Origin of the sequence: Moraxella caviae (assembly GCF_002014985.1) — a bacterium.
Lineage (GTDB): Bacteria > Pseudomonadota > Gammaproteobacteria > Pseudomonadales > Moraxellaceae > Moraxella > Moraxella caviae.
In genome coordinates, this window is the sequence record NZ_MUXU01000033.1 from 1 (window position 1) to 25,274 (window position 25,274).

At 43.3% G+C, this 25,274-nt stretch carries 23 protein-coding genes and 1 pseudogene; 14 read left to right on the forward strand and 10 right to left on the reverse strand.

Going from position 1 to position 25,274, the window contains the following annotated elements:
* Positions 1-293 (reverse strand): annotated as a pseudogene (locus B0181_RS04700) (IS1595-like element ISEc69 family transposase); the annotation flags it as partial.
* 14 nt (positions 294-307) lie between these two features.
* On the opposite strand from B0181_RS04700, the gene B0181_RS12520 reads away from it, so the two are divergent.
* The 10 genes from B0181_RS12520 (at position 308) to nrdA (ending at position 13,872) form a co-directional block, all read left to right on the forward strand.
* Positions 308-721, forward strand: a complete 414-nt coding sequence (locus B0181_RS12520; protein ID WP_484197104.1) for a WaaS/CpsH family glycosyltransferase — start codon at positions 308-310, stop codon at positions 719-721.
* Between the two features lie 146 nt (positions 722-867).
* Positions 868-2,028: a glycosyltransferase family 2 protein gene (locus tag B0181_RS04710; protein ID WP_078276337.1), complete on the forward strand. Its 1,161-nt coding sequence runs from the start codon at positions 868-870 to the stop codon at positions 2,026-2,028.
* 10 nt (positions 2,029-2,038) lie between these two features.
* Positions 2,039-4,108: a glycosyltransferase gene (locus B0181_RS04715; RefSeq protein WP_078276338.1), complete on the forward strand. Its 2,070-nt coding sequence runs from the start codon at positions 2,039-2,041 to the stop codon at positions 4,106-4,108.
* An 80-nt stretch (positions 4,109-4,188) separates the two neighbouring features.
* Entirely contained in the window at positions 4,189-5,259 is a 1,071-nt protein-coding gene (locus tag B0181_RS04720) for an acyltransferase family protein (protein WP_078276339.1), read from the forward strand.
* Between the two features lie 99 nt (positions 5,260-5,358).
* Positions 5,359-6,432: a dTDP-glucose 4,6-dehydratase gene (rfbB, locus tag B0181_RS04725; protein ID WP_078276340.1), complete on the forward strand. Its 1,074-nt coding sequence runs from the start codon at positions 5,359-5,361 to the stop codon at positions 6,430-6,432.
* The gene (gene rfbD / locus B0181_RS04730) at positions 6,432-7,343 is read left to right on the forward strand and encodes a dTDP-4-dehydrorhamnose reductase (protein ID WP_078276423.1); all 912 of its coding nucleotides are present in this window, start codon (positions 6,432-6,434) and stop codon (positions 7,341-7,343) included. Before rfbB ends, rfbD begins: the two co-directional genes overlap by 1 nt.
* A gap of 194 nt (positions 7,344-7,537) precedes the next feature.
* A complete protein-coding gene (gene rfbA / locus B0181_RS04735; RefSeq protein ID WP_078276341.1) occupies positions 7,538-8,425 on the forward strand; it encodes a glucose-1-phosphate thymidylyltransferase RfbA in 888 nt (295 codons plus the stop codon).
* Complete coding sequence (rfbC, locus tag B0181_RS04740) at positions 8,425-8,994, forward strand: dTDP-4-dehydrorhamnose 3,5-epimerase (RefSeq protein WP_078276342.1); 570 nt, start codon at positions 8,425-8,427, stop codon at positions 8,992-8,994. The genes rfbA and rfbC overlap by 1 nt, the downstream gene beginning before the upstream one ends.
* Before the next feature lie 341 nt (positions 8,995-9,335).
* Entirely contained in the window at positions 9,336-11,168 is a 1,833-nt protein-coding gene (locus B0181_RS04745) for a phosphoenolpyruvate carboxykinase (GTP) (protein ID WP_078276344.1), read from the forward strand.
* A gap of 427 nt (positions 11,169-11,595) precedes the next feature.
* Complete coding sequence (gene nrdA, locus B0181_RS04750) at positions 11,596-13,872, forward strand: class 1a ribonucleoside-diphosphate reductase subunit alpha (RefSeq protein WP_078276345.1); 2,277 nt, start codon at positions 11,596-11,598, stop codon at positions 13,870-13,872.
* A gap of 169 nt (positions 13,873-14,041) precedes the next feature.
* Here the strand turns inward: nrdA and B0181_RS04755 are convergent, their stop codons facing one another.
* Together B0181_RS04755 and B0181_RS04760 are read right to left on the reverse strand one after the other, a co-directional pair.
* Positions 14,042-14,905 (reverse strand): M48 family metallopeptidase, encoded by an 864-nt coding sequence (locus B0181_RS04755; protein ID WP_078276346.1) that lies wholly within the window; start codon positions 14,903-14,905, stop codon positions 14,042-14,044.
* A gap of 24 nt (positions 14,906-14,929) precedes the next feature.
* Positions 14,930-15,271, reverse strand: coding sequence for a type II toxin-antitoxin system HicB family antitoxin (locus B0181_RS04760; protein WP_078276347.1), 342 nt, complete (start codon positions 15,269-15,271; stop codon positions 14,930-14,932).
* Between the two features lie 108 nt (positions 15,272-15,379).
* Here B0181_RS04760 and B0181_RS04765 point away from each other — a divergent pair, with 108 nt between their 5' ends.
* The 4 genes from B0181_RS04765 (at position 15,380) to B0181_RS04780 (ending at position 17,580) form a co-directional block, all read left to right on the forward strand.
* A complete protein-coding gene (locus tag B0181_RS04765; protein ID WP_078276349.1) occupies positions 15,380-15,949 on the forward strand; it encodes a hypothetical protein in 570 nt (189 codons plus the stop codon).
* 30 nt (positions 15,950-15,979) lie between these two features.
* Positions 15,980-16,258, forward strand: a complete 279-nt coding sequence (locus B0181_RS04770; protein ID WP_078276350.1) for a BrnT family toxin — start codon at positions 15,980-15,982, stop codon at positions 16,256-16,258.
* Positions 16,246-16,440 carry a hypothetical protein gene (locus tag B0181_RS04775; protein ID WP_133141457.1) on the forward strand — a complete coding sequence of 65 codons (195 nt, stop codon included), beginning with the start codon at positions 16,246-16,248 and terminating at the stop codon, positions 16,438-16,440. Before B0181_RS04770 ends, B0181_RS04775 begins: the two co-directional genes overlap by 13 nt.
* 114 nt (positions 16,441-16,554) lie before the next feature.
* Positions 16,555-17,580 carry a RelA/SpoT domain-containing protein gene (locus B0181_RS04780; protein ID WP_078276353.1) on the forward strand — a complete coding sequence of 342 codons (1,026 nt, stop codon included), beginning with the start codon at positions 16,555-16,557 and terminating at the stop codon, positions 17,578-17,580.
* 66 nt (positions 17,581-17,646) lie between these two features.
* Here B0181_RS04780 and B0181_RS04785 read toward each other — a convergent pair whose 3' ends face one another.
* From B0181_RS04785 to B0181_RS04815, 7 genes are all read right to left on the reverse strand, one after another.
* Positions 17,647-18,183 (reverse strand): hypothetical protein, encoded by a 537-nt coding sequence (locus B0181_RS04785; RefSeq protein ID WP_078276354.1) that lies wholly within the window; start codon positions 18,181-18,183, stop codon positions 17,647-17,649.
* 9 nt (positions 18,184-18,192) lie between these two features.
* Complete coding sequence (locus B0181_RS04790; protein ID WP_078276355.1) at positions 18,193-20,859, reverse strand: M23 family metallopeptidase; 2,667 nt, start codon at positions 20,857-20,859, stop codon at positions 18,193-18,195.
* 17 nt (positions 20,860-20,876) lie between these two features.
* Positions 20,877-21,575, reverse strand: a complete 699-nt coding sequence (locus B0181_RS04795) for a hypothetical protein (protein WP_143821575.1) — start codon at positions 21,573-21,575, stop codon at positions 20,877-20,879.
* A gap of 166 nt (positions 21,576-21,741) precedes the next feature.
* Positions 21,742-22,344 carry a hypothetical protein gene (locus B0181_RS04800; RefSeq protein ID WP_078276357.1) on the reverse strand — a complete coding sequence of 201 codons (603 nt, stop codon included), beginning with the start codon at positions 22,342-22,344 and terminating at the stop codon, positions 21,742-21,744.
* A gap of 17 nt (positions 22,345-22,361) precedes the next feature.
* Positions 22,362-23,255, reverse strand: coding sequence for a hypothetical protein (locus B0181_RS04805; protein WP_078276358.1), 894 nt, complete (start codon positions 23,253-23,255; stop codon positions 22,362-22,364).
* A gap of 16 nt (positions 23,256-23,271) precedes the next feature.
* On the reverse strand, positions 23,272-24,237 hold the full coding sequence (locus tag B0181_RS04810) for a thioredoxin domain-containing protein (protein WP_078276359.1): 966 nt from the start codon (positions 24,235-24,237) through the stop codon (positions 23,272-23,274).
* Positions 24,238-24,413: 176 nt separating this feature from the next.
* Entirely contained in the window at positions 24,414-25,178 is a 765-nt protein-coding gene (locus B0181_RS04815) for a hypothetical protein (protein WP_078276361.1), read from the reverse strand.
* Positions 25,179-25,274: the final 96 nt, after the last annotated feature.

Here is a 25,274-nt window from a genome sequence, read left to right on the forward strand (position 1 = left end):
CGTTTTAAAAGACCAAATACGGCAACTTTGCCAGCAGCACCACGCCCACGCTTGCCTTTACGAATGCCACCGAAATAGCTTTCATCCAATTCTACTTCACCGTCAAATAATTCACAAGCTTCAAGGTTTAAGCGATATTCAATCACCAAGCGAATTTTATGATAAAACAAAGCAGCTGAATTGTGATGTATCTCTAACAAATCAGCAGCTGATCTTGCGGTGACTTCAAGCACAAAAAATTCAAGCAGTTTAACTTGAACTTTTTTACTTAATTTACAACGGGTTATCTTCATAAAACTAGTATAGCATTGTTGCTAATCTAGTACAGCCCCAAAAAAAGAGTCGTCAGCAGCTTTACCAAGGTCATGATATTGTATTTTTATCTGATGATGTCAGCTATGATGACAATCTAGCCAAATCAAAAAACTGCGGCGTATTGGTCGACTTTGTTGTCGACGCTCATAAAGGTCTGTCATTTCGCACTTTTGAGGCTTTGGCGTATCAAAAAAAACTCATTACTACCAATAAAGAAGTCATGAAATATGACTTCTACCATCCGAACAATATCTTTGTGTGGGATGGAAAAGTATTAGATGGCAAACAAGTAAAAGCATTTTTAGAAACGCCCTATCAGCGCATTGATGATAAAATTGTCCATAAATATTCATTTGAACATTGGATTTGCAAAGTTTTAGATATTTCAAATCATGCGTCATTCTAACACGATTAAACGCACCGGTTATTGGCGAAATACATAATGGCAAAATGATTGATGCTTGATATTGGCAAACATAAAAAATATTGGCAAGAAGTGGGTATTACAGGAATCTGCGCGCCAATCTAGCTCTTAGTAAGGATGAATATGATATGAATAGTGCAAATAACACACCTTTGGTTTCTATTGTTATCCCGTATTATAACTGCGCCAAATACATTTTAGAAACCTTAGACTCTATCAAATCTCAGACCTACACCAATTATGAAATCATTATTGTTAATGATGGTTCCAATCCGTCCGATACTCAATTTATTGAAAATGTTTTAAAGACTGAATCTAAAATCAAATATATTTATCAAGAAAACCAAGGGGTGTCTGCAGCGCGCAATGCTGGCGGACACATTGCTCAAGGTGAGTTTTTGTTATTTTTAGATGCTGACGATGTCATTAAACCTACTTTTTTGGAAAAAACACTGTCGGCAATGTTGCAAAACCCAAATTGCAAACTGGCTTACACTCGTGTTGAATTTTTTGAAGCGCAAACTGGAGAGTGGAAACTTCCAGCCTATACTGATTTTAAAAATTTATTGATTTCTAACAAAATACCCGCCACTCACGCTTTGCATAAAAAGGTGGATTTTGATGCGGTTGGTGGTTTTGATGAAGGTTTATTAACGCATGAAGATTGGGATTATTGGATTCGTTTATTAAAAAATGGTGGTGATGTTATCCGCCTTGACGAGATTTTATTTAAATACCGTAAACGCAATGATAATTCATCATTAATTAACCAATTATCTGCCAATCCTGATAAAAACCGCCGAAATTGGCAAGCTGTTTGTAACAAACACCAATCTCTGCTGCTTGAGAATAATCTAGGGTATGTGGATTTAACTACCCAAAATTCTGAGCTTCAAAATGAAAAAGAAAATCTACAACAAGATATTGTAAATTTGAATGATGACATTGCTTCGTTAAAAGATCGTATCGGCTCGTTAGAACAAAACAATAAAAACTTAGCTTATCAATTAAGTAAGAATAAGCAGAATCAGATTTCAATACCTGCGCTGCAAAGCATGGGAGGCGGCCGTGATAAATTGAGTTATATTTACAAAACACCGAGCTATAAAATTATTCGTGGTTTTAGACGGTTGAATTGGAAATTAAGAGGAAGACCCAAAAAACCACATTTTAATTCCTTAGACGATCAACAAAATTTTAACGAAGCATTCCGCATCTTAAATTCTTTTGCTTGGAATATTCTATCTCCGATCCACATTTTATACAAATTGTTTAAACGAAATAAATAATCTTATCGTTATGAAAACCTTGCAGCGCAGTCGTCCTATTCAGCCCAGTGAATCCGAATGGACTTCACTAAAAAGCAACTATACTGCCAATTACCGCAATGCGGTTGTTGATGTTTTAATTCCCGTTTATGGCGCCCCTGATGATACGCTTCGCTGCATTTACAGCGTATTAACCGCTCGAACTAAAACGCCATTTAATCTTTTGGTCATTGAAGATAGAGGTCCAGATGATAATTTAAGGGTTAAACTTCGTGAACTTAGTCAGAAATTTCAGTTTGAGTATCACGAACACAAAGAAAATAAAGGTTTTGTACTAACCTGCAACTACGGTTTTGATCTTCATCCTGACCGCGATGTGGTTTTGTTAAACTCCGACACAGAAGTATATGACGACTGGCTGGATAATCTGTTGGCTTGCGCAGACAAAAATCCTACCGCAGGCACAATTACAGCAATGTCAAATAGCGCAACCATTTGCAGCTATCCCACCTTTGTAGAGGATTATCCCTACCAATATGACATTTCCGATGCCGAACTCAGCAAATTATTCATAGAAGCCAATCAACTAGAGGTTGTGGATGCGCCAACAGGCGTGGGATTTTGCATGTATGTCCGCCGGGCATGCCTAAATCAAATCGGTTACTTTGACTATGAATCATTTGGCAAAGGATACGGTGAAGAAAATGACTTATGCGTAAGAGCGGAAAAAGCAGGATGGCGCAATTTAATCGCTGGAGGTGTTTTTGTCCGTCATCATGGCAGCAGTTCATTCAGCTCAGAAGTCAGAGAAGAGCGTGTTAAGCACGCCATACAAGTTATTAAAAAACTGCATCCAAATTACTTAAAAGATGTATCAAGCTTTATTGAATCTGATACACCGTTTGTATTTAGAAATCGAGTAGATATGAAGCGCCTAGAAAACTTTATCCAAGATAAACCCGTTATACTATTTGTGACACATAACTTGGGTGGTGGAACAGAAAAACATCATTTGGAAATGGTGGAAAAACTTAAAGCGGAAGGATTTGCCGTTATTTCAATCAAACCAAATAAACGAAAGCGAGCTGCCATTTACCTAGATGGTATCTACGCTTTGCCCAATATTAAAGTGCCTACCGACACCGAGCAACTTGTTGCATTTTTAACCAATTTTGATTTATTACAGTTCGTACACTTCCAGCACATCAAGGGTTATTCTGTTGATTTTATAAATAATTTAATTGATGCACTTGGGCGTACGAATATCGCTTACTATTACACCGTACACGATTACCTACCAATCTGCCCGCAAATCACACTGATCAAACCCAATGAATTTATCTTTTGCGGCGAACCAAAAGAGCAAGAATGCAACGCCTGCATCGCCAGCAACGAAGATGCACAGCCTTTTGGTTGCGATATTCAAAAATGGCGACAATGGTATGACAATATCTTGAAAGGCGCTAAAAAAGTTTTCGTGCCTGATGAAGATGTTAAATGGAGATTGCAGCGATATTTTAAAGATTTGCCAATTTATGTACGCCCTCATTTTGATACTTGGCCATCTGCCACGCATCAAAAACAGCGTTCTGATATGCGCAATACAAGAAGGATTGGTATTCTTGGAGCCATTGGCCCTCACAAAGGTTTTTACCTCCTGTTAAATATTGCGAGAAAATGCAAGGAACTTGATTTAGATATTACCTTTGTTGTAATTGGCTACACCGCAGACAATGATATGCTAACATCATTAGGCAATGTAGAAATTTTGGGAGAATACCAAGATAACGAATTGCAAGAAAAAATCAATCAAGCCAATCTAGATGTAATCTGGTTTCCTGCCGTTTGGCCAGAAACCTATTCTTACACTTTAAGTGCGGCACTTAGCATTCATAATATGCCGATTATAGCGTTTGACTTTGGCGCGATTGCCAGAAGACTTAAAGAGGTTGGCGGTACTCTGATTCCAATTGAAAAAATGCTCAATCCTGCACAGATCATTCCCTATTTACTTTTGGATTTTCAGCATTGCCAATTCAATAATATAACTGTCAGCAATAGTTACAACTCCATGTATGATGACTACTATGCTGAAAAATGATTTTTAAATACAATTTCTTTTATTCAAAGAAAAAAATCAATCGTTTTGGCACTAATTAATAAAGCTTTTAATACACTACCATGTCCCAAGCTCATCACAAAAAGACGCAAGTCCTGTCTTACTTCCTAAAAAAAGGCAATAATAACTTTGATTTGTTAAGATTATTGGCTGCAATCATGGTTATTTACGCTCATAGCTTTCCTTTAGCCTATTCCGAAGGATATAAAGATGTTATTTTATCCTTATCAAAAGGTCTTTCTGATGGTGGGGCGCTAGCAGTTAAATTCTTTTTCTTTTTAAGCGGTTTGCTGGTTACCAATAGTTTATTAAACAACCCCGATATCAAGCGGTTTGTTATCGCTCGATTTTTCCGCATCTATCCAGCCTTTATTTTTGTCGTCCTTTTTGGTGCTTTGGTGATTGGCCCATGGGTTACCACATTGTCTTCTACCGATTATTTCAATCACGAAGGCACTTGGGCGTATATTTGGCATACCATTCGTCTTAAAATAGCATTTTTTTTACCCGGCGTATTTGAAGATAATATTTATCAAAATTCAGTGAACGGCTCGCTATGGACAATTCCTTTTGAAATAGCCGCCTACACGTTATTGCTAGCGTCCTATATATTTACCTTGTTTAGCAAGAACCAAACACGCATTTTAACCTTATGCTTATTAGCGATTATTATTCTGCCAGTATTTAATATTGGAAATGGTCTATTTTTTGATAAAGATAACCTATCTACTTCTCTGTTAGCACCATGTTTCGCATTAGGCGCCCTATTCACCCTACATAAGGATGAGATTGAAGTCTCGTTAAAATACCCCTTAGCTTTTCTGGCGGTTTCTTACTTGACTCATGACCTCTATTTGAAGCATATGATGTTCTTTTTCTTTTGCTCTACTGCATTTTTATATTTAGGCACTACTAAGACTTTTCAAAAAATCAAGATTGAGCATGATATTTCATATGGTGTGTATTTATGGGGCTTCTTGGTGCAACAGACGGTATTTCATCTTATGCCGAACCTACATTTATTTGTCAACCAAATATTCTGCATCGCAATATCCATCGCATTAGCCATTCCAACCTTTATCTTGTTGGAAAAACCAGCAATAAACTTGGGAAGAAAATTAGCTAATAAATAAGTCGATTAAATAAACCTTTTATTTTAGATGAAGGCAATCTTGCTCAATATTGCAAAACCTTATACAATAGATTATATGATATTTTAAATAGGAAACCCCATGAAACTTTTAATCACAGGCGGTGCTGGCTTTATCGGCTCGGCACTGATTCGCCATCTTATCAATCATACCGACCACACGGTTTTAAATGTGGATAAGCTCACTTATGCAGGCAATTTGCAGTCGCTTGCCAGCGTGGCAGATAATCCGCGCTATCAATTTAGCCAAAGCGACATTTGCGATAAAGACAAAATGCGCGCCCTATTTGCCGATTTCGCCCCTGATGCGGTTATGCACCTAGCGGCAGAAAGCCATGTGGATCGCTCCATCACAGGCTCGCAGGATTTTATCCAGACCAACATCATCGGCACTTACACCCTGCTAGAAGCGGCGCGCCAGTATTTTAATGAGCTAGATGACGACAAAAAACGCCACTTTCGCTTTCATCACATCTCCACTGATGAAGTATTTGGCGATTTGCACGGCACGGACGATTTATTCACCGAAAGCACGCCTTACGCCCCAAGCTCGCCCTACTCAGCATCTAAGGCAAGCTCCGATCATTTGGTGCGTGCATGGCACAGAACCTACGGCTTGCCTGTGCTGATTACCAATTGCTCAAACAATTACGGCTCGCACCATTTTCCTGAAAAGCTCATTCCGCTGATGATTTTAAACGCCCTAAACGGCAAGCCTTTGCCCGTCTATGGCGATGGCAAGCAAATCCGCGACTGGCTGTATGTGGACGACCACGCACGCGCCTTGTACACGGTGCTGACCAAGGGTAAGATTGGTGAAACTTATAACATTGGCGGGCACAACGAGCAAAAAAACATTGACGTGGTGCATAAAATTTGTGAACTTTTAGAAGAGCTTGCGCCAAACAAGCCTGCTGGCGTGGCGCAGTATAAAGACTTAATCACTCACGTCAAAGACCGTGCTGGGCATGATGTGCGCTACGCCATTGACGCTGGCAAAATTGAGCGAGAATTGGGCTGGCGACCTGCCGAGACCTTTGAAACAGGACTTCGCAAAACCGTGCTTTGGTATCTGAACAACCAAGACTGGGTGCAGAATGTACAAAGTGGCGAGTATCAAAATTGGCTAAACAAACAGTACGGAGATAAGGTGTGATAACGATTTTGCTACTCGGCAAAAACGGGCAGGTCGGCTATGAATTGCAGCGTGCTTTATCGCCACTCGGCAATCTTATCGCCCTTGACCGCAGCACAAACACACAAGGACTGTGCGGTGATGTGTCAGATTTTGCTGCCATACGCCACGCATTTGATGTTGTGCAGCCTGACGTCATCGTCAATGCCAGCGCCTATACTGCCGTGGATAAAGCCGAAAGCGAGCAAGAAAATGCCAATCTTATCAATCACTTAGCTGTGGCTCATTTGGCAAACTGTGCCAAAAATGCAAACGCCTTGCTCATTCATTATTCTACCGATTATGTGTTTGATGGCACGGGCAGCACCGCTTGGGTGGAAACCGACAGCACCAATCCCATCAATATTTACGGTGCAACCAAACGAGATGGCGAACTTGCTCTTGCCGAGAGCGGCGCGGATTTTATGAATTTTCGCACCAGCTGGGTGTATGGCGTGCATGGCAATAATTTTATCAAAACCATGCTCAATCTTGCCAAAACCAAAGACACGCTTAGCATTATTAACGATCAAATCGGTGCGCCAACATCCGCACATCTCATTGCCGACACCACCGCCCACGCCATCGCTCATTATCTCAATCATGACGATAAAAAAGCGCTTGTTGGGCATTATCACCTTGCGCCACAAGGCGAAACGTCTTGGTATGACTACGCCAAGCTGATTTTTAAAACTGCGCGTTCGTTGGGAGCGGATTTGGCAATTCAAACCGTCAATCCCATCGCCACAAGCGACTACCCCACGCCCGCCAAGCGTCCGCACAATTCACGGCTAAATACCCAAAAACTTGAACGCACTTTTGGTATCGCCCTGCCGAATTGGCAAGATGAAGTGGTGCGCACGGTGGCGCTCTTGGTGCAAAAAGCGGTTTGATTTTTTAGTAAACTTAAATTGCACTGATTGTAAATTTTCGTTTGCCCCAAGTTTGCCAAAGGGTGCGAAAATCGCCATGGTTTGACAAGCTCACCACGAACGGTTTTCTAATTTTGCGCACAGTTTTATTTACGCACAGTTTTTAATTTACACTGACGATTTTCATTATTTAACACTTTTACAAGGAAAATTCAATGACACGCAAAGGCATTATCCTAGCAGGCGGCTCTGGCACTCGCCTATATCCGATCACCATGGGCGTCTCCAAGCAGCTTTTGCCCATTTATGACAAGCCGATGATTTATTATCCGCTGTCGGTGCTGATGCTCGCTGGCATTCGTGAGATTTTAATCATCTCAACGCCAGAAGATTTGCCTAATTTTGAAAAACTTTTGGGCGATGGCGCACAATTTGGCATCAGCCTGTCTTATAAAGTGCAGCCCAGTCCTGATGGCTTGGCGCAGGCGTTCATCATCGGCGAAGAATTTATCGGCGACAGCCCTGTGTGCTTGATTTTGGGCGACAACATCTTTTATGGGCAAAGTTTTGGGCAGCAGCTACAACGTGCCAACGCCAAAGATGGCGCGACCGTGTTTGGCTACTATGTCAATGACCCAGAACGCTTTGGCGTGGTGGAATTTGACCAAACTGGCAAGGCAGTGAGCATTGAAGAAAAACCTGACGCACCAAAGTCAAATTATGCAGTAACAGGGCTTTATTTTTACGACAATGACGTGGTGCAAATCGCCAAAAACATCAAGCCATCACCACGCGGCGAGCTTGAAATCACCGATGTCAATAACGAATATTTACAGCGTGGCAAATTGGGCGTGGAACTTTTGGGGCGTGGTTTTGCGTGGCTTGATACAGGCACGCACGACAGCTTGATTGAAGCCAGCCAATTTGTGCAAGTGATTGAACACCGCCAAGGCTTAAAAGTCGCCTGCCTAGAAGAAATCGCCTATCATCACGGCTGGATTGACGATGACAAACTGCTTGAACGTGCCGAATTGTTCAAAAAAACAGGCTACGGACAATACCTGTTCAAACTCCACCAAGAAAAACTTAAAAAAGGTGCATGATGAACGTCATTGAAACCAAAATCCCAGAATTACTCATCTTTGAGCCGCGCGTGTTTGGCGATGAACGTGGTTGGTTCATGGAAAGTTTTAACGAAAAAACCTTTGCCGCCGCCCTAAGCGAGCGTGGTTTTGACGTGCCGCACTTTGTGCAAGATAACCACTCATTTTCCGCCAAAGGCGTGCTGCGTGGGCTGCATTATCAGCTTAATCCGCACGCCCAAGGTAAGCTGGTGCGTGTGGTGTCAGGGCGTGCGTGGGACGTGGCGGTGGATATTCGTAAAGACAGCCCTACTTTTGGGCAATGGGTGGGTGTGGAGCTGAGCGCCGACAATCACCGCCAATTTTGGATTCCTGCTGGCTTTGCGCATGGCTTTATCGCCCTAGAAGACGGCACGCAGTTTTTGTACAAAACCACCAATTTTTATCACAAAGACAGCGAACGCAGCATTGCGTGGAATGACGCAGATTTGGCGATTGATTGGCAATTTGCTGGCGAGCCGCTTTTGACTGACAAAGACAAACTTGCGCCAACTTTGCACGAAGCCAAAGCCTTGGGCGATGTATTTTGATTGGTTTTTAATCAGTTTTTAATCCGTGTGCAAGCGTAGTAATGCGCCAAGCTGCGCTAAAACCACACCAAAACCGTACCGAAAACCGTCCAAAACTTTGTCAAAATCCGTACCAAATATGACGATTTTATGGCAATTTGATGACGATTTGATAACAATTTAAAAAATACCATCATTTTTTTGCGTGATAGTACTTATCATTTTAGTTAAATTATGGTTTAATATCGCACGAATTGCGCAGTAGTGTATCAACAAAACATTCATGAAAAATGAATTTTTATAATTGACTGCTGCATTTTTGATGGCTTGCCATCGCCCATTTTCACGATTGAGATTTCATCATGACTGCAACGATTACTGCACCAGAATTTGTCAAACATCAAGCCCTGATTGATTGGGTTGCCAAGATTGCCGAACTCACCAAACCTGCGAAAGTTGAATGGTGCGACGGCTCAGAAGAAGAATATCAACGCCTGATTGATCTGATGATCGCAAATGGCACCATGATCAAGCTAAATGATGAAAAACACCCAAATTCTTACCTAGCTTGCTCTGACCCATCAGACGTGGCGCGCGTAGAAGACCGCACTTTCATCTGCTCACAAAAGCAAGAAGACGCAGGCGCGACAAACAACTGGGAAGAGCCAGCCGCCATGCGCGAAAAGCTAAACGGTTTGTTTGATGGCTGCATGGCAGGTCGTACCATGTACGTTGTGCCGTTTTCTATGGGTCCATTGGGCAGCCACATTGCGCACATCGGTATTGAAATCACCGACTCGCCTTATGTGGTTGTCAGCATGAAAAAAATGGCACGCATGGGCAAAGAAGTGTATGACGTGCTGGGCGCAGATGGTGAATTTGTGCCATGCGTACACTCTGTTGGCAAGCCTTTGGCAGCTGGCGAAAAAGACGTAACTTGGCCTTGCAACGATGACAAATACATCGTGCATTATCCAGAAACTCGTGAAATTTGGTCGTTCGGTTCTGGCTACGGCGGTAACGCCCTGCTTGGCAAAAAATGCCTAGCTTTACGCATTGCTTCAGCCATGGGTCGTGAGCAAGGCTGGTTGGCTGAGCATATGCTAATTTTAGGCGTAACCAACCCACAAGGCAAAAAACACTACATCGCCGCTGCATTCCCATCAGCGTGCGGTAAGACCAACTTCGCCATGCTAATCCCACCAGCAGGCTATGAAGGCTGGAAAGTTGAAACCGTGGGCGATGACATCGCTTGGATTAAGCCTTCTGAAGACGGCAAGCTGTACGCCATCAACCCAGAAGCTGGCTTCTTTGGCGTGGCTCCGGGTACCAACACCAAAACCAACTCAAACTGCATGAGCACGCTAAAATCAGACGTAATTTACACCAACGTGGCAGTAACCGCTGATGGCGAAGTTTGGTGGGAAGGCAAAACCAAAGAAACCCCTGCCAACCTGACCAACTGGAAAGGTCAGCCGCACACAGGCGAAGAAAAAGCATCTCACCCAAATGCTCGCTTCACCGTATCAGCCGCACAATGCCCATCGATTGACCCTGAATGGGAAAATCCAGCAGGCGTGCCGATTTCAGCCTTCATCTTTGGTGGTCGCCGTGCCGACACCGTACCTTTGATTGCCGAAGCCTTTGACTGGGTAGATGGCGTGTACAAGGCTGCGACCATGGGTTCTGAAACCACCGCTGCCGCTGTGGGCGCACAAGGCGTGGTACGCCGTGACCCATTCGCCATGCTGCCATTTGCTGGCTATAACATGGCAGATTACTTCACACACTGGCTAGAAATGGGCGAATCGGTAGGCAAAAAAGCCGCTGCTGCTGGCAATGCCTTGCCAAAAATGTTCCAAGTAAACTGGTTCCGCCGTGATGAAAATGGCGACTTCGTATGGCCGGGCTTTGGTCAAAACATGCGTGTACTACAATGGATTATTGAGCGCTGCGAGGGCAATGCCAATGCGGTACACACGCCGATTGGTCTTGTGCCGACTTATGCGGATCTAAACTGGGATCAATCAGACTTCACCGAAGCACAATTCGCCAAAGTAACCAGCCAAGACAAAGAATTGTGGCTTAAAGAACTACAAAGCCATGCTGAGCTGTTTGACAAGCTGGGCGAGCGTATGCCGCAAGCACTAAAAGCACATAATGCCAAATTGGCTGCAGACGTACAAGCGTCTTAATCCGCTCTTTGAGTGAATTTAATCCCCCGACCGTTTGGTTGGGGGATTTTTTATCAGGCTTTTAGAGAATTTTTTACTGCTTGAGTTTTTATATATTGTTAAGAAAAACTTACCAATTCACCTAATTGATAGCCGCTCTTTTTAGTTACAAAAAAGTTTTTTGCCACCTTTTCGCCCCTAGCCCTTGTCTCGTCTTGCTTTTGGCAAAATACTCAAAAATAAATCACAAAGCGCAAAAAAATACAAGTAGAAATTTTTTTGATTTTAGAATATATTGTGCTTCGTAAAAAAGCAATCCACTAGATATAGTGATTAAATTTCGCCCAAGTCCAAGACAAAAAATGACTTGGTTTGGCGCAGAACATATTCATTTTAAACGAATTTTTCTTATATTTAACTCACAATTTATTTTTGCGGACACCAAAAGATGACACACATTGACAAAATCAAAGTAACCAAACGCGACGGCAGACTTGAACCGATTGATTTAGAAAAAATTCACAAAGTCATCACTTGGGCAGCGCAAGGGCTGAACAATGTGTCTGTATCACAAGTGGAGCTAAAATCACACATTCAGTTTTATGATGGCATTCGCACCAAAGACATTCACGAGACCATCATTAAGGCGGCAGCCGACCTAATCTCCGTACAAACGCCAGATTATCAGTATTTGGCAGCACGTCTGGCGATTTTTCATTTGCGTAAAATTGCCTATGGCGAGTACGAGCCACCACATCTGTTTGACCACGTCTCAAAGCTGACCGCAGCTGGCAAATACGATGCGCACATTTTGCAAGATTACAGCCGTGAAGAATTTGATGAGTTAAACGCTTACATTGAGCATGACCGTGATTTAAACCTTGCTTATGCTGCTGTTGAGCAGATGATGGGCAAATATCTGGTGCAAGACCGTGTCAGCAAGCAAGTCTTTGAAAGTCCGCAGTTTTTGTATATGCTGGTGGGTATGTGCTTGTTCGCAGGCTATGACAAAGGTGTGCGCCTTGATTTTGTGAAGCGTTTTTATGACGCTACGTCCAATTTCTACATTTCTTTACCAACACCCATCATGTCAGGTGTGCGCACGCCAACACGCCAGTTTAGCTCGTGCGTGCTGATTGAGTGCGATGACAACCTAGACAGCATCAACGCCACCACGTCAGCCATCGTACGCTACGTTTCTCAGCGTGCTGGCATTGGTGTGAACGCTGGCGCAATCCGTGCGCTGGGCAGCCCAATTCGTGGCGGTGAAGCGCAGCACACTGGCTGTATTCCGTTTTTTAAGATGTTCCAAGCAGCGGTGAAATCCTGCTCACAAGGCGGTGTGCGTGGCGGTGCGGCAACCTTATTCTACCCAATGTGGCATTTGGAAGTAGAAAGCCTTTTGGTGCTAAAAAACAACCGTGGCGTGGAAGACAACCGCGTGCGCCACATGGATTATGGCGTGCAAGTCAACAAAACCCTGTACGCGCGCCTACTTAAAAATGCAGACATCACGCTGTTTTCACCATCAGACGTACCGGGCTTGTATGACGCATTTTTCGCCAATCAAGAAGAATTTGAGCGTCTGTACACCAAATACGAAGCCGACCCAAGCATTCGTAAGCGCAGTATCAGCGCGCGTGAGCTGTTTAGCCTAATGCTACAAGAGCGTGCCAGCACAGGCCGCATTTATATTCAAAACGTGGACCATTGCAACACGCACAGCCCATTTGACCCAAGCGTTGCGCCTGTGCGTCAGTCTAATTTGTGCATGGAAATTGCCCTACCAACCAAGCCACTTGACAACATCAACGATGAAAACGGTGAAATCGCCCTTTGTACGCTGTCTGCCATCAACCTTGGCAAAATCAACAGCCCAAGCGACATCAAAGAGCCTGCCGAGCTGATTGTGCGTGCGCTTGACGCTTTGCTGGATTATCAAGACTATCCTGTGCTTGCCGCCAAAAATGGCAGCCTAAACCGCCGCACCCTTGGCGTGGGTGTGATTAACTACGCTTATTTCCTTGCCAAAAACGGCACACGCTACTCAGACAGCGCAGCGCTTGGCTTGACGCACCGCACCTTTGAAGCCTTGCAATATTATCTATTGCAAGCATCAAACACCCTTGCCAAAGAAAAAGGCGCTTGCCCGTGGTTTGAGCAAACGACTTACAGCCAAGGCATTTTGCCGATTGACACTTATAAGGCAGATTTGGACAGCATTTGTCATGAGCCATTGCATCTAGATTGGGAAGGCTTGCGCAGTGAAATCAAAGCGCATGGACTTAGAAACTCAACCGTCTCTGCGCTCATGCCATCTGAAACATCAAGCCAAATCGCCAACGCTACTAACGGCATTGAACCACCGCGCGGCTTGGTGTCGGTCAAGCAGTCCAAAGACGGCATTTTAAAGCAAGTCGTGCCAGACATTAAAAAACTTGCCCATCAGTATGAGCTTTTGTGGCAAATGCCTGACAACAACGGCTATTTGCGTCTGGTTGGTATCATGCAAAAATTCATCGACCAAAGCATTTCTGCCAACACCAACTACGACCCTTCTAAGTTTGAAGGCAATAAAGTGCCGATGAAAGTGATGATTCAAGATTTGCTCACCGCCTACAAACTGGGCGTGAAAACCTTGTATTACCACAACACCCGTGATGGCGCAGACGACACCCAAAGCGACATGGACGATGGCTGCGCTGGCGGGGCTTGTAAGTTGTGAGCTTGGATATAATTATACTTAGTGCGAATAATTTTGTATAAAAAACACCCAAAAGTTATACGCTTTTGGGTGTTTTTTTCTAATGGTGAATTATTCTAAAGTGTTTTTTGGAACGGATATAATAATATCCAATCTAAGCAAATCTCACATAAAACAGACACTACTATATCTATTCTCTCCCCAAAAGCTCTCTTGCTTTTTGTTTGGCTGTCTTTTTGATGTTGGTAGGCACGACGTATTCGTGCGCTCTGCCTTCTAACGCTGCTTGATAATAAGGCATGGCTGCTTCTTGGTATTTTTTCATGGCTTCAATGCGCTTTTTATCCGATGGGTGGCTTGAAATGAAATCACCCACGCTCACCACTCTTTGCCCATTGACGATTCTTGATTCTTTGGTGTGCACACGCATTTTTTCCCAAAGCGTAATGGCGGCAGCTGGATCATAGCCTGCTTGCGCCATTAAAAGCAGCCCCACTCTGTCAGCTTCACGCTCCTTTGATTGAGAGTTCATCACCAAATCACCTGTTTCTGTCGCCATAGCGATATAGCCTAGTGCACCAACACCTGTGTACGCCAAAGCAGTGTAAAATATCTGTTTTGCAGCTTCTGTGCTCATTTTTTCTTTGCCATGCTCTTCTAGGGCGTGCGCCATCTCATGCCCCATCACTGCGGCAATCTCATCGTCTGTCAAATCCAGCTTTTCTACAATGCCGGTATAAAACCCCATGCGACCGCCCGGCAATGCCCAAGCATTTACTTTATCACTGCGAAAAACGCGCAGCTCCCAGTCAAACTTTTGTCCTGTGTTATTGGCTTTATCCGCATAAGGCAAGATGCGCTGATACACTTGACGAATGCGTTTTGAAGTTTGTGAGGTGTTGTCAACCTCCAGTTCATTGGTGTATTTAGAATACAAGTGCTTGGCACTCATGTTAATGGTTTCTCTGTCAATGCCCATAAACTCTTCATAGGCAGCACAGCCTGATAAACCAAGCGCTGAAGACACGGCAAGTACCGCCAATAACTTTTTCATAAAAAAACTCCTTGTCGTTTTAAATCACGCATTTGTTTTGATGGCTTGGGCAAGTAAGCGCTCTACAGCAGCGTTCATGGTAACACCCTTTTCCATCGCATAGATTTGAATTTGTCGGTGCAAGGCTTTATCAATGCGCACGTTAAACATGCCACTTGCCGGCACCAAAGGTTCTACACCTGTATCCGCGCACATTTGCAAATAGCCATCAACCGCCTGCTCAAACGCACCTATAAGCTCGTTGACGGTTTTGCCAGTATACTTAATGTCTTGCGAAATGAACTGCACTTTGCCAAATAGCATTTTACTCTCTAGGCCGTATTCCACAGAACCGTGATAACCTTTATATTTTAATAATTCGCTCATACTATTGTAACCAAAAAACAGTTACATTCATTGTATTGATTTTTTGCTAAAAATGCAATACTATAAATCACAAATATGCAACTTTTTTATGATTTAAAAGGATTAATCATGAACATCATCAAAACCACCCTTGTAGCAGCCACACTCGCTTTCGCTTCTGTGGCGCAAGCGGCTGACTGGACACCCATGTTTCGTCATTTAGAACAAGGCAAGAAAGGTGATGGTGGGAAGGCTTTGAGAGCTTTTGCTACAAACATTGTATCATACAAAGAAAAACCCAATGCCACGCCTGATGATTACTGGCAGTTTTCATTGGTCAAAAAGTATAAACTTTCTGCGCCATATTCTAAGGATGTGCGCCAAGCTATCACCATTGATAAGACCAGTTATAATGCTCTGGCTGAGGCAATTGGTGGTGGAGGAAGCGAAACTGCTTGGGTGCCGACTCAAGGTGCCACACTCTACGGAAAACCGATTAAAGGTTTTATCGTATGGCAATTCCCAGATTCTGACAATGTGGGTTTTTACGTTAATTTTGGGAAAATGAGCCAAAAGTCATTTAACCTGCTAAAAAGAAAGGCTAAATTTGAGCGTTATTACAACGAAATGTACGGTGAGGTGGATTCTACTGCTGAATTTAAGCGTGTGAATGGTTATGCGTTGTTGAGTGTTGAATAACATGATTTGATGGATTGTCTGGAATTATTCATGATTTTTGAATGGGACGAGAACAAGAACCGAAGCAATATCCAAAAGCATAAAGTGTCGTTTGACCAAGCTAAAGATATTTTTGGTGTTCAAACCACAATCTTTGTGCAAGATGAAATTGTAGATGGTGAGCAACGTTGGAAAGCTATAGGCACATACAATGGCATCAGTTATTTGTTGGTAGTTCACACCTACCATAGTGATGATGGCGAAGAATACATTCGCATCATATCAGCAAGAAAACTTAGTACAGGAGAATTGACAAGATGGCTATCGTAAGAGTGAAGCTTGGCGAACATATCCTAAGCGACAAAGAGCGCAAAGTGCTTGATGAGCGTTTGAACGCTCTAACAGATGATGAAATCGAATACACAGAAGACATGCCCAAACTAACCCAAGAAGATTGGGACAATGCAATCACCTATGCCCAATTCAATAATCTTGGACATACCACAGCATAACATTTTTCTTGATTCAAACTGTGCTACGATAGACCGTGAACAACCAAGCATAAAAAATACCTATCACCGAAAATCACCTGTTTAAAGCTGGTGAAAGTAGGCGATGGAGGTTTAATGAGCACCCTAAGCAAAAAACAAGTAAAAAAAGCAGGTGAACAACTTGTAGCAAACCCCAAAGACTCTAACGCCATGCAGATATTATCGCAATGGCGGTCTTTGCATGCCTATCCCATTAACACATTTCAGGCTTTACTGCGTAAACACATCACCAAGCTAAAGCTAAAAGATTCCATGATTGCTCAGCGACTGAAACGCACGCCATCAATCATTCGTAAAATACAACGCTTTGAAGGTATGAACCTAGCTAGAATGCAAGACATTGGCGGTATTCGCGTGATTGTAAGAAGCGTTGATGATGTTTATCGTTTGCATGACAGCCTTATTAAAGGCAGGCATCAACATGAACCGCTGTTGCCGCCTAAAGACTATATCAGCCAGCCCAAGCCAGATGGCTATCGTAGCCTGCACCAAGTCTTTAAGTATAAAGCAACTGCGCATAGTGAATCAGATGGTTTAAATATTGAACTGCAAATTCGCACCAAGCTACAGCACTATTGGGCAACAGCAGTTGAAACGCTGGGGTTGATTGAAAAATCTTCTTTTAAAACAGGGCAAGGCAGTGACGAATACAAGCTGTTTTTTCGTCTTGCCAGCGTTCTGTTCGCCTATGCAGAAAACCAAGCCGTTATTGATGATTTCAAAAACACACCTATTACAGATGTGGTACAGCAATTCACTGCTCTTGAACAAGAACTACAAGCATTTAGCAAACTTCAAGGGCTGATTATCACAGCGCAGCACGTTAATGCTATCAGCAGCAAAGACGCTTTTTACTACCTGATGCAGTTAGATTCAAACAAAGGCGAGGTAAGTATCACTCCGTTTAGCAAAAAACAGCTGTCCATTGCAGAAAGCATTTACCGCTTACAAGAGATAGAAAACGTGGACAATCCACACATTGAGTTGGTGTTAATGAGTGCAGTGAACTTTAAGGATATTAAAAAAGCCTACCCCAACTACTTTTTAGACACCAAAGCGTTCATTGAGAATTTAACTAGGATTTGCAAGGAATTGCATTGAATGAATTCTGAAAATATAAAACCAGCCCGTAGGCTGGTTTTATGTTATATAGATTGAGCCAGTCGCTTACCAATACTGGATACCTTTGGCAAAGAACGTTTTTTCTGCGGGGTCGTAAGTAATAGTAACAGGGGTGGTTTCATTTCCTATACCATTTGAGTTCAAAACACTGCTTACATCGCCATAAACGTATACAGTATTTTGACCTTTGGTGTTATAAGTTACTCTGGTACCTTGCAAAAATTCAAATGGCGCTGTAATAATCTTTTTTGCCTTGGTGTCAATAAGCGCAAAACCTGACACTTTTTCGCCAAAATCATTCAGTTTTAAACCATCGACAATAGCGACCTTGTATTTGCCAGCCATTAAAGGTTTCTTGTTGTTCGCGATAGCAACCATACCTTTCATGGCTTCATTTGTACAAAAATCCACCACACCATGAAAATGCTTACACTCTTCAACCTTGTAACCTTGATAGGTTCGCGTACCTGGGTTAAATTCTTCTAGTTCAATCCACATAGGAAGTTGACTAAATTCAGCATTTGCTGTACTTGCCACAACAGATAGAAGGGCAGTTGCTAAAGTGGTTTTAATCAAATTCATATACATTCCTTATTTTTGACCTTTGTGGATTTTGTCAGCTTGATCTATCAGCGCCCATACCTTCAAGGTAACACCACATTTTGCGGCATTAGCGCCACCGTAGTAACCACGCATTTTGTCGCTGTCCTTCTTGCAAGAATGCTCCTGCCCCGGCACGCCAAGTGAAGCCCAAGTTCTAGCAAGTTGCACTTTGGCCTGGCGAGCTGACATACCCTTATTGTACATGAAATCACCAATTTTGTACATCATTAGAGCTTCTGCAAATTTATTCTGCACTTCAGGAGTGAATTTCGCAGAATCAGGAAGGCCAGTTAGTTTTTGTGTATGCTCAAAGGTGTCTTTGATGAACTGGTATCTACCGGCTGCAAATAATCGACTGCAATCGTTTACGCTCCTTGGACGAGATTGCCCGCTACCACGATAAACCCTCTTCATCTCCCCCAAAGTCATGTTTGTTAGATTCCAAACACCGCCACTTGGTCGTGAACATACGATTTTTTTACCGATAGTCCCGTTGTTAGAGGCGTTCCAGCCACCTGCATTGTTAGCTGATTCTGCCAAGAAAATTGTTTGTAACAGTGCTTGTTTGACACCTTCAAGATCTGTAGGCAGAGGGCCGTTATAAGCACCCATTCCCGGCTCACAATGCACCGCAGATGTAGACCCTGGCGCAGGTAATGATTTAAGACCAGCACCGTATTTCGGATGCGCAGTATCACCGTTTGATGCACCAATCGGTTGATATGAGAATCCAAATTCTGCGGCCAGTTTTCTTAGTTCATCATTGACAGCTTTTGCTTGTGCGCGTGCTTGCGCTTCAGGAATTGCGCGTGAACCTGCCAAACGCTTGACGTTAAAATCGTCCACGATACCTAGCACAACCACATTTGCCACACCAGCATTCTTCAGTGCTTGTAGCTGATCTCTCACCAGTTTGATTGACTTGTTTCTATATTTTGTGGTCTCAAATGGAACTACTGCGTTATTCGCTTCAAGGCGGTAGTTCGCCAAACTGTTGGTCAGACCTGTTGAAAGTACAACGGTTTTACCTTTTAGGTGAGGAGCGGCGCTCTTAATCGCAGTATCCAAAATCCATTCGCCAGATTGTCCGCCATAAGCGTAAGAACCATATTGTTTGCCTGCATTATGACGACCTTTAGGATCGATAGCACCGCCATAACCAACAGCGATAGAATCCCCGATGTAAACAGCACCATCAGAAGATACAGTTTCACCAGAGCCAGCAGTAGGAACACATTGCGCGCCACCGCCATACCCACCAATCCACTCATCGCCTGACGCTTCAAGCTTAAGGTCAATCATGCGTGGCACTGCCCCAGCTTGTGCGGCAATTTGCATGGCTTCAATCTTTTTCTTGTTTTCTTCAAGCGTAGCCATTGTTAGTGTTGCCAGCAGACCTTCGATGCGCGTTCTGACTTGCGATGTTTGTTCACGCACGAAGTTTCGTTGTGCAACAATCATCATTTTTTCAGTTTCAAGACCTTTGGTATTGAGTTTCATCAAATCCCTTTCCCACTGCGCATTACCATATCTGCGCGTGCCAAGCTCAATCACCAGCTCTTTTGGTGATTTTACGGTGATGTCGCCCATTTCCATAAGGCTAGGCATATCAGCAAAGTCTTTACCATCATCAACCAACATAAAGCTCGCTAATGTTCTTTGAGAAAGCCACTGACCGCCAACATTATAACCAGCTGAATCCGCCACCATCGCACCTTCAGCTAATGAACGACGTGCTGCCGCCAGCTCTTCTGGGGTCAAGCCATCACCATTTTCATATTGGGTTTTAAGCTGGTTGAGATACGTTTTAGGTAGTTCAGCCGTAGGTTTTTTAGCGCCTGCACCAAGTGGTAGGTTTGCGCCGTAAAGGGTGTTGAATTGTGTGCGCCACGAGTTGCCGTAATACTTTTCATAAGCAGCCCTAGTTTTCACTTTGGTTGAATTGTATAATTGGTCTCGCGGCATGTATGGTGTTGGGTCTGTATTGTATAGCCCTTTGATGCTTACATTGGAATAAACTTGCCTAGGGCTTAATACCTTTCCGGGATTGTTGGCAGTAATCCATGCACTACGAAGACGTTCTTTTGGAACGCCATAATCCATATGAAGATGTACATCATAATTGCCGCCACTACTTCCTTCATATCCCAATACAGTGCCGCGTGTTATGTCTTGTCCGCTTTTAACAGTCGTGCTGTTTCTCATATGGAGGAAACGAAAACCATCTTGCAACCCTTTACGACGCACAGAAACCCCATTACCACCGGCAGCAAACACACCTGTTCTTACCACTGTACCATCATCAATAGCCATCAAGGGTGTGCCTAGTTTGTTGGAAAGGTCAATACCGTAATGGGGACGACCTTCCCTATCCTCGCCAAAACGCCCACCTGAACGTTTAAACGCTTCATTAGGCATAATTGCAGTACTCACATTGGGCGGTCTGCCAGTGTTGATGAAATACGCCTGCACTTGTGCGTCTGTGTACTGACCGCCAGTGGTATTTGGCGCTTTTGGAGCGTCAGCGGTGGACACCACCTTGCTGGTTTGTCCTGAACTGGTATTGGTTGTGGTGCTATTAGCAGCAGCCGATGTGGCGCATGCGCCAAACAATAAGCATATGCTGATGTACAGTGGATTGAGTCGAAGTTTCATGAGCGCCAGACCTCACATTAGATTTCTACAACTATTGGCTTGCCCTGCTTTTCAAGTTCATACATTTGATCTTCTGTTTTTTGTAATCTGTCGATGTATTCTTGAGAAATTGGGATGTGATAACGATTTTTTAACATTTGCAAAGCCAATGTATTGCTGACTTTTAGCGTTTCTCTGGCATTGTCAAATGTGATTTTTTGGGCATCAATCAAGCCCTGATTAAAAAGTGTGTGCGCCAAAATGTCTGGGTGGGGAACATAGCCTAAAGCATAAGGCAGTTCATCGTTGGCAACCAATCCAGCAACGGGCGCTGGTGTTAAAGTGGATTTAAATAAGCTTATATCACCAAAATACTGATAAAGCATGTGCGGTGTCTCGCCATCGCAAATAACTGGCGTAGCTGGCATGTGCTGCGCATCTATGGTGACAGCAAAATCAAAAGGCAATAACAGTGTCAAGGTGTCTTCTTTGTATAGCTCGTAGTCTTTGCTTAGCGTGTTATGATACCCAAAAAGACGACTAAAAGTGGCGTAGTTTTCGCCAGAAATTGCCATTGCTAAAACAAAAACACCGTCGTGCGCTATGTGTTGCTGTGCCTTTTCATCAAAACTTGTCGGGTTTTGTTGGTAAAACAAACCTGTTTTACCCATGTCGCCCTTTTGAATGTCGCGAAAATGAATGCTGCCATCCTTTAAGAACTCTTCTAGGTAAAACATGCAATCAAGATAGGCAAACGCATCAAAGCCAATGTTTTGTATGGCTGCTTGCATGAGTTTTTTATTGCCGAGCAGATTTGCTTTGGTTTGCGCTTGCAAGCGCTTAACCAATTCTGACACATTGTCATTGCCAAAGTGATGAACGCTGTTTTGCGAACGTACTAAATCAGAAACCGCCAACAGACATACCCTTTTTACCAACTATTTGTGATTGCTTAAGAATGGGTGCGCACACTTCTTGAATGGCAGTGCACACCATCACTTCTTGGTCTGTACCATCTTGAGCAATTTCAATGCGTTTTTCACCCAAGCCTAAAGTAAAAAAACTGATTTTGCCCGAAGTGAGCTTTTCCCACAGTTCATTTGAACGTATTGGAAAACTTAGAATGTATGGATTAAGCTTGTAATCGCCAGCGATGACTTCATACATTTGGATTGCCAAATGCTGATTACGACCTTCTAAGATAGCGATTTTTGGTTTTAAGGGCTTAATCATATCCCATAAGTTTTCTTGTAATAAAAAAGCGATGAATGTCGTACCATTGGGCGCTTTGCCCAAAGCGATGGCACTGCCCTGCACGATCTTATCGGGCATGACAGTACCTGCCACTTCAGAATGCCGTACGGGCTGTAATGTGTTATGGCAGCCGATATGATGGCCTAGCCTAGCAGCCGCTATCAAGTGCGTGCTCTCGAGCTTGGTTCTTTTTTCTGCAATCGCCTTAATTTCAGCAATTTGCGCTGCGTCATTTCTTGAGATGGCAGACATTCTATCGCGTTCCTTTGTTAGTGAACCAAGCAACCTAAGTCTTGGCTTGGCGCACTTGGATCAATACCCATTTCTTGTAGCATTTGCATGGTTGTATCGTGCGTTACACGCGCCATAGCGTCGCTGTTCACCGTGCCATGCCCATTGCTTACAAGATGCTCTGGCGTGCTTATATGGCTTGTCTGCGTTGCTGTAGCGCTTGATTTGGCTTTTGGCGACGCATGGGCGCTACCAAATAAACTTTGGAAAACCATAACGACAATCAATGTGGTTAAAACACTGAGCAAGACAGATCCACCGACAAGCAGTTTTGTCGGTAAAATCTCAAAAAACTCTTTGACAGACAGTTTTTTACTTGACGCTGATTGCATCATTTCGCCATTCATGACACCATGAGTGGCTGCTGTTGGCAAATCTGTCTGCTCTTGCGTTATTTGTGATTTGCTATGTGCTGATACACCTCTTAATGATGCTTTAGCAAAAATAGGGACTTGTCGCCAAATCCGGGCAACTTCAAAGGTTACATCATCAATATCCACGTCTGGTTCATTATCCACCATAGGGAATGCGTACACTGGCGTGATTTTATGTGCCTCACCATTTAGGCGTAGCATTACTGTGCCTGTTACTAGTGCAATCGGTTCTTTATAGTCGTCTGGTGTTGTCTCGATGAATTTATCAAAGCCTGAGATTTCCACCTTTAAGTCAGCGATGGCGGTTTTTGGAACAGCGTGTATAATGGGCGTTGTATATTCATGCTCCTGACTGCCTGTAGCAATAGTGAGTAGTGCTATGTCTGAACTGCCATCATCTGTTTGCTCAAGCGTTACCGATACATTGACACTAGGGCTTGTCGTGAATGTACCATTGAATGATTTGAGCGTTTTGTTTTCTTCAATTTGATTAGTCATTTGTGCCACCTGCTATTTATTCGCGATCACCAAAAATTTGAGAGTATAGTGGCTCGCTGTGTGGGCCTACTACGAATCGGGTTTGCCCGTCATTATCCACATAAACTGCTGAAGGAACGCCTACACCCGCGTTTGGACCATTAAAGTTGTGTGCCAATTCAATAAGTGCTTGCAAGTTAGTATGCACTTGTGCCGCTTGCTCTGGTGTTACACTGTCCACGCCCGGATGTGTGTGGTTGAACATGCTGTCTAAATCAGAACTATTTTTTAATGACAAGCCAGCAGCAGCAACTTTCATGGTGTCGGAATTATCCCCACCTCGATTGCCCAGTGCCACGGTTGGTAGCCACTTAATAGTGCGGCCAGACGCTTTAATATCGCGTGTTTTGTCAAATAGGCTGTGGCAGTACGGGCAACGCGGATCATAAAAGACGTATACGGTATCTTCCATCTTTTTAGATGAATCTTCTTTGTAGCCGCCTAGTTGGTCTACTTGCTCTAGGATATTGCCCATATCAACTTCAGCAGCTGGCGAGTGTTCGCCTGTCGCATTTGCGTTATCACTGCCTTGTTCAGCGTATTTATCAAAAACAAGCGGAAGTTTTTCTTTGGCGTGATACACTGGACCATTAAATAAGAAGCGTCCGTTGTTTGGCGCATAAACAATAAATTCACCGTCTGGGCTGTCTAATAGGAACTCTGTCATGCCATTTTTGGTAGTTTTGTCTTTAATCGTACCGTGTTCTTCTAGTACTGAATCAAGTTGGCTGTTTGGCATCAAAAAAGGAAGACCAGTATAACCACCTACCAAATAACCTGATACACCAAAAATACCTGCCGCAAGAATCGCTGAAGTCAATTTGGACTTGATGAATGATTTTTTTGATGTTGTGATATTATCAATGGTATTTACCGTTTGTTCGGCTTGCACTGTTTGTGGTGTGGTTTGAATGGTTTTTTCTGATTTGCGTTGGATTGCCATAGTGTTTCCTATAAGGACGAAAAGAAAATGAAGACAGATATTAGCTATTCTAAACACTATATTAAGATATGTCAATAAGTGGTATGGCTTGCTGGGAGATTTTGTGCAGAAAAAACTCCGCCTGCCACATTTGGACTGTAGCAAGCGGAAGTCTGACCGATTGTTTGGCTTGCTGGCTAGAATTTTACATAGTAAGCCAGCTTGTATTCGCGATGTTTTGGCTCGTAACTGGTATATCTAACACCATCATCACGCGTTCCTTCAAAAATATCGCCTTTGGGTGATTCGCGGTAGCTAAGACTTACGCCATGGGTTTTGTTATTGCTGTGTTTTTCACCAAAGACAGTGATTCCTTTACCATCGTTTTGTTCTAAACGACCAGCATGTTTTCCTTTATACCAAAAATTTCTTTTTATGGTGTGGTTGTATTGCGCGCCAACTGTGAAATCCTCACCTTTATAGGCTAAGCCAATCACTGCGTCAGCTGCCACCTCAACGCGATGATTGCCGCTTTGAAACTCTGCAAACAGTTCTGCACCTGCAGATGGCTTTAAGCCAGTGGTGGTTGTTTTGGTGATAAGTGCGCGCTGCGTTGCGTTGATTTTGACAAGGGTTTTGGTATCAGAGTAATACGGTTTATCTTTGTCAACATTGCCGGTCATATGAACACGACCTTTGTACCGCCCTACTGCTACGCCATACAAGGAATCGGTTTGTAATTCTACCGCACTTAATGGGCGTGTGGTATGAATGCCTTGCGTAAAGTGTACCATGCGTTTGCCTACGAACTTAGTGTCGTCGTCAAGCGTCTCCAGAAAGTCGCTATAAATGTAATTGCGACTGTATTCTTTACTATTGTTTGTGGCGTGTGCTTGAGCGATGACAAAGAATGACAGCGCGATGATTACAAATGCTTGTAAGTTTCGGAAAATGGACTTCATCTTGAATCTCCTTTTGATTAGGTTTGTCTATAGATTAAGAATAAACCTAAAGGAGAAAACAAAAAGAAAACACTATACCCAAACCCCTGCGCGCGA